The 12,596-nt window shown below is 59.3% G+C and carries 9 protein-coding genes; 6 read left to right on the top strand and 3 right to left on the bottom strand.

The genetic code is table 11. The annotated features are described in order from the left end of the window. Positions 1 to 29 precede the first annotated feature (29 nt). The 3 genes from HQ912_RS01795 to HQ912_RS01785 are packed head-to-tail and all read left to right on the top strand — an operon-like array spanning position 30 to position 1,802. Positions 30 to 671, top strand: coding sequence for an FMN-binding negative transcriptional regulator (locus tag HQ912_RS01795; RefSeq protein ID WP_173406386.1), 642 nt, complete (start codon positions 30 to 32; stop codon positions 669 to 671). Between the two features lie 2 nt (positions 672 to 673). Then, a complete protein-coding gene (locus tag HQ912_RS01790) occupies positions 674 to 1,120 on the top strand; it encodes a GNAT family N-acetyltransferase (protein ID WP_047226707.1) in 447 nt (148 codons plus the stop codon). A 10-nt stretch (positions 1,121 to 1,130) separates the two neighbouring features. Then, a complete protein-coding gene (locus HQ912_RS01785) occupies positions 1,131 to 1,802 on the top strand; it encodes a GNAT family N-acetyltransferase (protein WP_047226706.1) in 672 nt (223 codons plus the stop codon). 159 nt (positions 1,803 to 1,961) lie between these two features. On the opposite strand, the gene HQ912_RS01780 is transcribed toward HQ912_RS01785, so the two are convergent. Both HQ912_RS01780 and HQ912_RS01775 read right to left on the bottom strand, forming a co-directional pair. Further along, entirely contained in the window at positions 1,962 to 7,307 is a 5,346-nt protein-coding gene (locus HQ912_RS01780) for a dermonecrotic toxin domain-containing protein (RefSeq protein WP_173406385.1), read from the bottom strand. 239 nt (positions 7,308 to 7,546) lie between these two features. Then, positions 7,547 to 8,446, bottom strand: coding sequence for a homocysteine S-methyltransferase family protein (locus tag HQ912_RS01775; protein WP_047226704.1), 900 nt, complete (start codon positions 8,444 to 8,446; stop codon positions 7,547 to 7,549). 113 nt (positions 8,447 to 8,559) lie between these two features. Here HQ912_RS01775 and HQ912_RS01770 point away from each other — a divergent pair, with 113 nt between their 5' ends. Continuing rightward, positions 8,560 to 9,381: an ABC transporter substrate-binding protein gene (locus HQ912_RS01770; RefSeq protein WP_047226703.1), complete on the top strand. Its 822-nt coding sequence runs from the start codon at positions 8,560 to 8,562 to the stop codon at positions 9,379 to 9,381. Then, the gene (locus HQ912_RS01765) at positions 9,378 to 10,214 is read left to right on the top strand and encodes an amino acid ABC transporter permease (protein WP_173406384.1); all 837 of its coding nucleotides are present in this window, start codon (positions 9,378 to 9,380) and stop codon (positions 10,212 to 10,214) included. The genes HQ912_RS01770 and HQ912_RS01765 overlap by 4 nt, the downstream gene beginning before the upstream one ends. Before the next feature lie 282 nt (positions 10,215 to 10,496). Here the strand turns inward: HQ912_RS01765 and HQ912_RS27715 are convergent, their stop codons facing one another. Next, complete coding sequence (locus tag HQ912_RS27715; protein ID WP_230682607.1) at positions 10,497 to 10,763, bottom strand: hypothetical protein; 267 nt, start codon at positions 10,761 to 10,763, stop codon at positions 10,497 to 10,499. Between HQ912_RS27715 and HQ912_RS01760 the strand changes: the two genes are divergently transcribed. After that, positions 10,743 to 12,584, top strand: a complete 1,842-nt coding sequence (locus HQ912_RS01760; RefSeq protein ID WP_230682606.1) for an autotransporter domain-containing protein — start codon at positions 10,743 to 10,745, stop codon at positions 12,582 to 12,584. The two genes, HQ912_RS27715 and HQ912_RS01760, sit on opposite strands and share 21 nt — an antisense overlap. Positions 12,585 to 12,596: the final 12 nt, after the last annotated feature.

The raw sequence follows: 12,596 nt of genomic DNA, 5'->3' as shown, positions 1-12,596 counted from the left end.
GATGCTCGCATTCGCCAAGGAAAATCGTCATGTACAACCCACAAGCCTTTGTCGTCGAAGACCTGCCCCAACTGCATGCCATGATGGGTGATTGCCGCCTGGCTGTATTGATCACTCACGGTGAATACGGCTTGCAGGCCAGTCATTTGCCACTGTTGCTGGACCCGCAACAAGGCCCCAATGGCAGCCTCTACGGCCACATGGCCCGGGCCAATCCACAATGGCATGACCTGGAAGCCGGTGCCGAAGCATTGGTGGTTTTCGCCGGGGCCGACGCCTACGCCAGTCCCGGTTTCTATCCCAGCAAGGCCGAACACGGCAAAGTCGTGCCGACCTGGAACTATCTGGCCGTACACGCCTATGGCCGCGCAGAGGTGTTCAGCGATCCCCATCGCCTGCGTAACCTGGTGGGCGCCCTGACCGACCGTCACGAAGCCGGCCGCGCCCAGCCCTGGAAAATCGATGATGCACCGGCGCAGTACATTGACAGCATGCTCAAGGCCATCGTCGGTTTCACCCTGCCCATCCAGCGCCTGGAAGGCAAACGCAAACTCAGCCAGAACCGCAGCCCCGCGGACATCAGCGGGGTACGTCACGGTCTTGCCGCCAGCCTGGACCCGCAGGACCAGGCCCTCGCACACCTGATGCATGACCTATCGTCCAAGGAGTGAACATGAGCCATCCCCAGATCCGCCTCGTCAGCGCTGACGATCACGCCGCCTGGTTGCCGTTGTGGCAGGCCTACCTGCGTTTCTACAACACCGAACTGCCGCAGGCCGTGAGCCAAAGCACCTGGCAACGTCTGCTCGATGACCGCGAACCGACCCACGGCGCCCTCGCCTGGAACGGCGACACGGCGGTAGGCCTGGTGCATTTCATTTATCACCGGTCGAACTGGAGCATCGAAAACTCCTGCTACCTGCAAGACCTGCTGGTGACAGAGCACAGCCGCGGCACCGGGGTCGGTCGCCAGCTCATCGAATTTGTCTACACCACCGCCAAGGCCGATGGTTGCTGCAAGGTGCATTGGCTGACCCACGAAACCAACGCGACGGCGATCCAGCTTTATGAGCGCATCGCCGAGCGCCCGGGTTACATTCAATTTCGCAAAGCCCTGTAAGGAGCACAGCATGTCGATTTCCCTCGCCGATTGGAAAGGCGCTCCGGCGCCGTCTACGCAGTTGCTCGAAGGGCGCTTCATCCGCCTGGAAAAACTCGATCCGGCGCGTCACGCCGACGGCCTGTGGCAAGCCCTCGAAGGGCCCGGTGCCGACCCGAAACTCTGGGATTACTTGCCCTACGGCCCGTTCAAGGATCGCAGCGCGTTCGATGCGTGGCTGGCCAATCACGCCGCCAACGTCGACCCGTATTTCTTCAGCGTGATCGACCGCGCCAGTGGCGAGGTGCAGGGCATCCTCAGCCTGATGTCGATCGTGCCAGCACAAGGCCGCATCGAGATCGGCCATGTGACCTTCGGCGCGCCGATGCAGCGCTCGCCGAAAAGCACCGAGGCGATTTATCTGTTGGCCAAGGAATCTTTCGCTCTGGGTTATCGGCGTCTGGAATGGAAGTGCAACAACGCCAATGCCCGTTCCAAATACGCTGCCGAGCGGCTGGGCTTCACCTTTGAAGGGGTGTTCCGCCAGCATATGGTGGTCAAGGGCCAGAACCGCGACACCGCGTGGTACTCGATGCTGGATTCGGAGTGGCCGGCGATCCGGGCAGGATTCGAGCGCTGGCTGAGTGAGGAGAACCAGAGCGCGGGTGGGCAGGTGCTTGGGTTGGTGGAGTGTCGCTCTTGAATTGTTTCGCCTGACAGTCAGCTATCGCGAGCAGGCTCGCTCCCACAGGAGCCCAGGGCGAATGCAGAATCTGTATTCGCCGCCAATCCCTTGTGGGAGCGAGCCTGCTCGCGATGGCTAGTGGGCAGTCGACACATTCGTCGCCTGCCCACCGTCAAATCACTCCAACCTCTTCACCTCACCAAACTGCTTGAGCGAGTCAGGGGTCACGCCCCGTCGTGCATACTGCCAGGCCCACTCCGGGATGCTCAGATGACTTTCCAGGTACACGGCAAAATCCAGACGGCTATGCCCCAAGCGGTTAGTTGGGAAGTTAAAGTTGTAGAGATAGAGCTGGGCCCGTCGTTGGCCGATGGCGAACAGGGTCTGGATGATTCGATTCGCACGGGCTTCTTCTGCCCCCAGGCTTTCTCTTAATGCCAATCCAAATTCCAGTCCAGTACGCAGCGACCCCGGTCGTCCAAGCGCCTGCCGAATAGTCGCATCGCTAAAATGCGGCCCAATCAGGTCAAGCCAGATCTGCATGGCGTAATCGGCTTGCAGACGCATAAGGTTCCCCACTAACCCCGGGGTATTTAACAAGATGGCCACCCGATTATTGGACGGCGACTCCCCTGGAGGGCTAAACAACTTCGCGACGGCAGGTACGTCTATGCTCTCAACGTTCTTCCGCGCCCCGCCCAGGAACTTCATGAACGCCATCAAATTAAGTCGATAAACGAGAATGTTTTGCAGGTTCTGATCATTGAACACCTGCATCCAGTCAAGGTCGATGCGTCCCGTACGCTCCAGTTCGGCATAACGGGCGTCTGCATACGCGGCAATGAGTTCAAAGCGCCTGTCGGACAGCGCCGGGTTACGGATCCACCTCGCGACGTCACTCACGGACAACATGCCACCGAGGTTGTGAGCGATAACGCGGGATCTCAGGATAATGTTGGCCCGCCGCAGCAGATCAGGGAAGCGCCCAAGGGCCGTTCTGAATAAATCAACGGTCCGCTCGACCATGTCGGCATACATGAACTGATCAAACAGCTCAGCATCGTCATCGACGAACTTGTCCCGAACGCGCATCAGCTGGTCTTTTACGTCATCCAAATCATTGCGATCCACGAGACGGGCACCGTCCAGCAGCCTTTCAAGCTCATCCGGGTCCAGATGATTATGCAGTGCCTCCTCATGCCTGACATAGGCCAGGCTATTGCGGGGATGATGACCGACCAACTGCCGGGCGGTGACCCCATACTCCAACATGATATGGGCCACGTCTTTGGAAACCAGCAGGTACTTGTCATCGAGCAGCCGGAGAATGTTCTGATCATCGACAGGCGGCAGCAGAATGTCCTCGAACAGTTGCTTCATGGTGACTTTTTCCTGCGCGGAAAAAGGGCCGCTGGTGCCCGCCGTCAGGTTCGCCGGAGACCGGGGCGATAACATGCGGCCGACTTCCTGCAGGATCTCAGGGGGTAACTTAGTCCCTGGCGCCCCAGTAATTGCCATACGAACAGTTCTGTTTGCATGCAGGTCCAAGTAATCCAAGGTCGGTTGGAACAAGCGCTGCGGGTTGGGCGTTCCGTAGACGATCCGGGTGAGATCGAGCATCGCCGCATTGTCCAGAAGATTGACCAGCGATGGCGCATTCTCAAAAAGCGCTTGCTGCACTCTGGAGACTGGCGGCGCCACGTATTGACTCAACTCCGGATGTTGGTCGACATGATCGGCTGCCGCATCACGCAGCCCCTGCATCGTGAACGTCTCCTGGGCCTGCCCTTCATTCAACCCAGCCGCCAAGGCCTTGAATAGGCAATCACCATCGGCATCGATATCCACCACGCGCTCACCCAAGAGCAAACTGTAATGGTCATGACCGGTTCGTCTCAAAACGACATCTGTATCTGCTCTATCCGGATGCTCGGCCACCGGATAAATCGTTTCATGTTGCCCCGGGGTAAAACGCACCGACCAGGCACGTTGTGCGGATATTTCATCAATGATCAGCAAGCTGCGGTTTTGTGGCCAGATCGCCAGGCGCGTCATGATTGACGGCACCAGGTCTATGATCCGATTGTTCCAACTGCCCGGCGTGCGTATCGAATTGGAAACAGCGGAAACCGATAGGGCAGGCTTCTTTGACGGGCCCGGTTGGGCAGGCGTCTGCGCCGGCCGTTTGCCGCCGCCCCGGCCAAAGCCCACGGCACGCCACTGCCCATCGGACATGCGCGCCACGGTGCTGCGCATCACCCCACTGGAGCGGATGTCCAGCCCCGTCATCGGGTTGACCAGGGTGGCTTCGGTTGCATCCAGCTTCGTGTGGTCATGCACACGGAACACCGTCCCGTCGGGTTGTCGCACATACACGGGGCGAGCCGTCACACTGCCGGTGGCCACATTGTTGATCGTTGCACGATAAAAGCCTCGCGCGTCCGCGGTCAGCCCACGGATCACCGAGACATCCTTCACCGCATAAGGAGCATAGATCGCCATGTCCAATGGCAACCCGGACAGCGCTTCATCCTGACTCTGGCGCGCGGTCACCGCGCGGAAAAAAGATTGGCCCCGGGAGGGCACGGTGCCTCGGGCAAGACGCGATCCGCCATGGTTCGCTACCGCATGCACAAGCGCCAGAGTCTTCAGGTTCAGCGGAATAGCCCCGGTCCTGTACACCAGCAAGCCGGTCTTGACGGCGCTCTTGAGCATCTGGAAACCCGGCGCCAGGAACATACCGGCCAACTCCATGACAACCTCGATCGCCATCTGCCCGAACCTGCCATAGGTTTGATGACGGACATCGCGGTTACTGTTGGAGCGTTGATCGGCATGGGCACTGTGAAAGTTGATGTGCGCCCGGTGGAGGGCTTCAAGAAGGTCGCCGGTGATCAACGAACCGCGAATCAGCGGACGCCCCCCTTGCTGCCCCAGCGTGCGTTTTATCTCGGAAGGGTTACGCGTGGAGATACGCGAACGGAAATACGCCTGCCAATCCTCCCGTGACAACAGCTCGGCAACGCCCTCGCTCAGATCGGCAAACTCGTGGAAGTCCTCGCCCTCGGGACTGTCGGGAAAATAAACCCCCACGGTGCCCTTGATATCCGGCCCTTCCTGATCGGAAAACACCAGCACACCATTGATGCTGACCGCATTGCCCATATGGGCGTGTCGGCCGCCGACGGCCATGCTTCCACCCAACATCAGACCGTACACATGCACGCTGCGCCCCATGACGGAGGCGCGGGCCTCTACCGACGGCGAGCTCAGGACAGCGTCCAGCCAGAGGGCGAGTTTCTTCGTTGATTTGGGTGGGTTGAAGGTCTTATCGACCACCAGGGCCTTGAACACTGTGTCGCCCTTGAGCGAGGCCTCATAGCCTTTGAATTTCAGATTGGCCAGGTACGCTGTCTGCCAGGCCTTCTTGTAGGCCGGTTTATTCATTTGCTCCCTGAGCATGGCCTCATAACTGCCACCGGCATCGATGCTCGTCACCATCTTGGCCAGTTCGCGCCCGCTCAACGTAATGAAATAGCCGTTGGCCGGGTTGCGGATACGTTCGCCGTCGGAATCGATCAGGTAAGCGCTCAGTACCTCCCTCATTGCATTCGGGTGCTGAGATGGTCGCAGGTTATCCAATAGCAACTGGGTCAGGCTGCTGACACGGGCCTGCCCCGGGTTGGCCCTCTTCCCATAGAAAAACGTAACCATGGACAGGTCCGGATCGGGGTCTATGTCCGCGTGCACGACCTTTTGCAGATATTGCCTGATCTTCTGGCGGGTGAACTGCAACAACGTCTGGATATCACTGGCTGCCGATTTATAGGCGGCTTCCAATACCAGCAGCTCCAGACCGCGATAATGCGATTTTTCCGCAGAGGTCGCCGTTTTAAAGAAATCAGGGCGATTGTCTTCAACCAGGGTTTCCTGGCGCGCAGCCAGTGGCCCGGCAAGGGACAGCATGGGCAGGTCCAGCGCATTTTCGACATTCAGGGCAAAGGCAGGCAAGGCGAGTGTTTCGTTTACAGGCGCATTCAGAAACGTTTCCAGCGCGGCACTTTGAAACCACAGCAGGTCATCTGCGGCGATTTCAAAGGCGTGTCCAGACAATTCAGAGGCGATATCCCGAATCCTGCGTTTTTGTCCCTCATAGACAGGGCTGACCTTATTGACCAGATCCTTGAAGGAACGGAATTTCTGGATTCCTCCTTCCAGCGAGTACAGGAACAATGCGGACTGATCGGCCCGCTTGATGGTCATTGCAGCGGGCCACTTGCGGGGCTCTGCGGCACCCATGTCGAGCATGACGGCATAAACATGGGGAATGGGCGCCCGCAACAGGCGGTTTCTGTCCGTCATGCGAGGATGGGTCGTGATGAGGTCCAGCAGGCGATCCTCATCGTTCTGCAGGTTGCGCTCACTCAGAGTCAATTGGAGGGCCGGATCCCGATCAGCCTTGTACAGATCGAACAAATACAAGAAGCGCCGGGACAGCAAAAAAGCAAGCGCCGCTTCAGCTGTGGATGGGCTTGGTGTATCGAGCCAGTCCGCTACGTACTTACCCGTGCGAAACGCAAGGAGGTCATCCTGAAACTGCCGCTTGAGACTTTCGTTGGTGGCCGGTTGAGCGACATAGAATGCCGACTCCATGATCGCTGCAGTTTTCCGATCCAATGGGCTGACAAATAGGCTGTCAGCCTCTTCCACCGTATCCGCACGACTGAAGAATCCCACGCCATCGACCGTGTAGGTGGGCCGTGTGTCCGTTGTCAGGCAGCTCAACATGACGTCGGTAAAGCGCTGCGAGGAGATCAACGCACGCTTACCCATCGAGTCGACGCTAAAGTGGTTCACGTAGCAGTGATCCGGGTCCAGGTGCTCAAACGCCGAGGCACGGAATTTCCCTTGCGCAAGCTTTGCCTTGATTCTGCCGACCAGCAGACTCTTGAGTACCGTGTCGAACGTTGGAAGCGCGGCGAGCAACCGGGCCAGCTTCACCTGATTGGCATCCAGAAGCCCCAATTGCCGGAGCTGCTCTTTTTCACGGGCGCCGAGCAGATTGCCGTGAGCATCCACCTCGGTGATGAGGGGCTGTCCAGTGCCCTGATAACCGGGCTCGATGCCGGCTCGCAATTGCTGCAGGACGTCTTGCGAGAGTGCTTTACCGTTGGCCCGCAGTGACGAAAAGTCCAGGGACATCTGACTTCGGTGGGGATAAACCCAGCCCTCTCGCGGGGACAAGGCGGAGGAGGAAGCCCGGCTTTGATGGGCTCTCAGAAAGCCTTGTGTCACGGCGTCCCGCAACGCCACCGCGGCGGTTTTGCGTTCAGCGGCCGAATCGACAGTCTCGACCTCCTGATAAGTGACCTGAACCTGCGCGTCGCCGGTAAGGCCCCATTGGGCTAACCATTGATCGGCAAATGTATGGGGTTGAAATCGGCTCCCGTTGGGTAAAAGGCTGATGGGTTTCAAGCGCGCGAAAGAAGGCACACCACGTTCATTTTCAGAGAAAACAGTCATTTCAGTGTCCGGTTGTGATCAGGGCTGGGACCCTATCGCGCCGTTCGAGCGGAAATGACATACATATGTATGGAGGGGTTAGAGGGTTCGGGGAAAAGCGTAAGTCCAAATGTCAGCAGAATCTCACGACTCCGTGGCGAAGGCGCTTGCTTGCGCTCGGTTGCGCAGCAACCGCAAGTTCTTAGGGCCGCTGCGCAGCCCCGCGCCACAGGGTTATTCCACAGAACGATGAACCAGGCTCAGACCAGCTTTTGCGCCAGCACCGCAATATGCTCCGGCCCAATCCCGCAGCAACCGCCCAGATGGCTTGCCCCGCGCTTGCGCCAGTCAGCCGCCCACTGAAGGTACCCTGGTGGATCAAGGTCTTCGCGCAGCGGGTCCAACCCGTCGTTGGCCGTCGCCTCCTTCGGCTGCGGTGGGAACGCGTTGGCGTAGGCTCCAATGTGGATCTTCACCCCCAGGCGCTCGAAGGTGTCCCGCGCGGCATCGATTGCTGCGCCGATCACTTCTGGTTGGCTGCAATTGAACAGCAGCGTTTCGACGCCGAGCTCGGCGGCCACTGCCGCCGCGTCCGCCACCGGCTCACCGGAACGCAGGCGCGGCACTTCATCGGTGTCTTCATCTTTCAGGGTGAATGACAGCCAGAACGGCTTGCCGTCCTTCGGCAGCCCGGCGTGGATCGCTCGCGCTTCAACCGTCGAGCTTTGGGTTTCGGCCAGCCACAGGTCAACATGAGGCGCCAGGCCTGTCACCAGCGGCGCCAACAATTCATTGGCACGGCAAGCATCGAACAAATCGGGTCGATAGGAACCGAACAACGGTGGCAGCGACCCGGCAATCCGTACTGATTTGCCTGAGGCCTGTACCGCCCGCTGCGCCAGCTCCCCAGCCAGCGCCGCCAATGCCTGGCCCTCGGCTGCAAAGCGCTCCTCTCCGATGTGAAACGGTACTACGGCGTAGCTGTTGCTGGTAATCACGTTGGCGCCGCTGGCGATGTAGGCCGCGTGTACCGCTTCGACCGCCTGGGGTGCTTCGCTCAAGGCCAGCGCCGACCACTCGGGCTGCCGGAACGGGGCGCCCCGGCGTTGCAGTTCGCGGCCCATGCCGCCATCAAGGATGACTATCGTTGCTGCGCCCATATGCGATTCACTCATAAGCTTATGAAAAATACTCACTACCGGAGTCCTTCTTATAACTATTTAATACGCACCCATCGGTTAACCACAACTTATTTTTCAGCCAGGGATCTCTCGTGAAATTTCAACCGCTGCTGGCCCTCGGCCTGACTCTACTGGCCGTTTCGTCACAAGCGCTCGCAGGCGCCACGCTGGATCGCATCGAGCAGAAAAAAGAACTGGTCGGCGTGCTGATGGAAAGCTATCCGCCCTTCTCATTCCTCAACGATCAGAACCAGCTCGACGGTTTTGACGTGGATGTTGCCAAAGCGGTCGCTGAAAAACTGGGCGTGAAGCTGCGCCTGGAAACCCCCTCCTGGGACGTGATTGCCGCCGGGCGCTGGAGCGGGCGCTATGACATCTGTATCTGCTCCATGACGCCAAGCAAGGCCCGCGCCGAGGTGTTCGATTTCCCGGTCCAGTATTACGCCTCGCCAGCGGTGATCGTAGTCAACGCCAAGGACGACAGCATCCATGGCGCCAGTGACCTGAGCGGCAAGAAAGTCGGCCTCACCAGCGCCTCCAGCTACGAGAGCTACCTGAACAAGAACCTGGTGATCGAAGGCGCCGAAGACACCCGTTTGAGCTACCCCTTCGAGGACGTGCAGATCGCCCCGTACGACACCGACAACGTGGCCTTCCAGGATTTGGGGCTGGGTGCCGGGGTGCGGCTGGACGCGGTGCTAACCAATCTGGTGACTGCGCAGCCGCGCCTGAGCGAAGACAAACGCTTCAAACTGGCGGGCGAGGCGCTCTATTCCGAGCCGAACTCGGTGGCCATCGAAAAAGGCGACGCCGAGTGGAACAGCAAGGTGCGTGAAGTGTTCGCCCAGTTGAAACAGGACGGCACCTTGAGCAAGCTTTCCCAAAAGTGGATCGGCGCCGACATCAGCCAATGACTTCCTTTCCATCCCCTTCTCGGCCACCGCAACCGGTGGCCGAGTCGCGCCTGAAAAAGATCTTCGGTTTTCGCACACGGTTGTACCTGACCTGGGCAGCCATGCTGGTGTTGTTCGCGAGTTTTTTCCTGAGCTTCGACCTGAAATTCTCCATCATCCTCGACAAGCTGCCGAATCTGCTGGGCGTGCACCTGGCACCCAACGGCTTTCTGCAGGGCGCGGCGCTGACGCTGTTTCTATGCCTGTGTTCGATCGTCGCTTCGTCCTTGCTGGGTTTCATCACCGCCCTGGCGCGGCTGTCCAGCAGCGCGGTAGCCTTCGGCATTGCCAGTTTCTACGCGTCGTTCTTTCGCGGCACACCGCTGCTGATCCAGATTCTGCTGATCTACCTGGGCCTGCCACAACTGGGGCTGGTGCCGGGCGCGATTGCCGCCGGGATCATCGCCCTGTCGCTGAACTACGGCGCCTACCTGAGCGAAATCTTCCGCGCCGGCATCCTTGGCGTCCCCCATGGCCAGCGCGAAGCCTCCCTTGCGCTGGGCATGGGTGAAACCGTGATCTTCTGGCGTGTCACCCTGCCCCAGGCCATGCGCACCATCATTCCACCGAGCACCAACCAATTCATCTCCATGCTCAAGGACTCGTCCCTGATCTCGGTGATGGGCGTCTGGGAAGTGATGTTCCTGGCGCAATCCTATGGTCGCTCCAGCTACCGCTACATCGAAATGCTCACCACGGCGGCGATCATTTACTGGTTGATGTCCATCGCGTTGGAGCTGATCCAGGCGCGGATGGAGCGGCATTATGGGAAGGCTTATCTCAAGCGCAGCTGACAGGACAGTTCCGAGGATCTTGTAGGGCGACGCTTCAGGTCATGGAAGCCAACACGACGATCTCTGGATCGCAACACGACCGGCCTACAGATTCCATCTGCTGTGGCTTGCCCAAGGCGCGGCGTTAGCTGGCAGCGTGACCGGGGGTGGAATTTTTAAAGTGCGGACTTCTTTCAAGAGAGGCCGCACTCGATGTCTATCCAACATTTACACCCACCCCAACACCTTGCCCTGGCAATCGCCTTGGCGCTCGGCTGCGCCGATGTTTCGATGGCTCAGCCATCAGCCGATATTCTCACAACCGCCGAGCAACAAGGGCACCTCAGGGCCTTCGCCGAAGCTAAGGATACCAAGCGGCAAAATGCCAACACCTCCCGTAAAGGCGACGCGAAATGGACGGGCAAAAATGACTGGGTCATCATCAGCGCAAACGCAAAATTCCCCGGGATCATTGATGGTGGCGGTGGAAAAAACGTTCTGCGCCTGGACGCCGCCAAGCATCCGATATTGGCTGAAACCCGAAACTTCATGGCTTTGCAGGTTGCGCAAGGTGAATGGCAACACACCGGGCATTTCGCAGGCTGGGGGGTGATCGAGCCAGAGGCCACGTTGCTCAATACTGGCCGAATCGACGGCCAGGTAGGGGTTCTCGGCAAGCTGGACAACCAGGGCGTGGTCGCCAATCGCGTGACTGTCGAGCCAGGTGCCAGCATGACGAACTCCGGCGTGGTCAATGGACAGGTTCATGTACGCGAAAGGGCCAGCTTCAGCGGCAATGGCACTGTGGAGTTCTTGAGTGTCGCGGGCCAGTTGGAAGTCGGCCCCGAAATAGGCGCACCCTCCATTACTCAGGACTTCTCGTTGGCGGAGAGTGCCGAACTGATCTACGGGGTCAATGCAGATGGTGGTAGCTCCACGATCAACGTTGAAGGCACCGCGCTCCTCAACAACGCGACGCTGACCGTCGCTGCCGTGCCGGGCGAATACATTGAGGCGCGCGAGCACACGGTCATCCGCGCGGGGAAGATCGAAGGAGCGTTCGGCACGGTCTCCAGCAATCTGGCCTTCATGACGGCGACGCTGAGCCCCACCGATACGCAAGTCAACCTGACTTACGCGCGCAACGATGTTCCCATCACGCAAGCAGCAACTACCGAAAACGGGCAAGAATTTGCCGCCCATATCGAAGCGCTGCAACCGGTCAAACCAACAACGCCCGCCCCCATCGACGTGCCTACCGTTGCACAGGCAGCTGGTGCCCGACCAGGGATCGAAGCCTCAGCAATCAAACCCGTCGAGCCACCCAAAATCACCAGCACCGCTCCCAAACCCGCCGGCCAATTGCAAACCACCCAGCCAGTCGCAAAACCCAACGCCGCCATCAACGCCTTGCTCGGCAGCGATATGATGACCGCCGCCAGCGCCATCGACCAACTGAGTGGCTACAACACTGCGGATCTGGGCAACGCCACCTTGAGCAGCATCGCGCCGATCTGCAGCGGAATGCTTTCGGCCATGGGCCAGAAAAACCCGGGGAACGTGCATGCTGACGGTCAAGTCTGGGTCCAGGCCATTGGTAACAGCGGCAGTATCGGCAAACAATTGGGCAGCTATGCCCTGAAACACTCGACCAGAGGTGTGATGCTGGGAACCGACTGGGCCATCAGCCCTGATTGGCGCCTGGGGATAATCGGCGGCAAGACGCAAACCCGGCTGGACGGCCAGCAGTTCGATGGTCGGCTCGACAGTTGGCACCTGGGCGCCTACGCCTTGCGCCAGGACGGGCCATGGGCGCTGCGCCTGGGCGCCGTTTACGGCAATCATGACGGCAGTACCAAGCGTCATGTGCTCTTCAACGGTTTCAGGGATCGCCTCAAAGGTCGCTACGATGCCAATACGCAGCAGGTCTTTGGCCAGCTCGGTTACAACCTGAACATCGGTCACTTCGATGTCGAGCCTTATATCGACCTTGGCTACCAACGCTACCAACGCGATCGCTATTCGGAGAACGGTGGCGACGCAGCGTTGCAGTTCAACGGTCAGGCCCAGGACTATTTCCACAGCAACCTGGGCCTGCACCTCGCCCGGTCATTCTCTCTTGACCAGGGCATACGACTGACGCCGCGCTTGAGTCTCGGTTGGAAACATCTCTACGGCGAGACCCGAGGCGCTTCCCGCCAGGGCCTGGTCGGCGCAGGCAAGTCGTATACCGTCGAAGGCGTCGAACTGGACCGTGACAGCCTGCTCTTCGAAACAGGGCTGGACCTGGCCGTTTCGCCCAGGCATACCCTGGGGGTGAGTTATAAGGGTGAAACCGGTCAGGACAACCGTAACGGGGCGTTGATGGGCCAATGGCGAATGATGTTCTGACAGGCAAAAAAA

Source organism: Pseudomonas sp. MPDS, from assembly GCF_013283895.1.
Lineage (GTDB): Bacteria > Pseudomonadota > Gammaproteobacteria > Pseudomonadales > Pseudomonadaceae > Aquipseudomonas > Aquipseudomonas rhizophila.
This window is presented reverse-complemented; position numbering and strand designations above follow the sequence as displayed.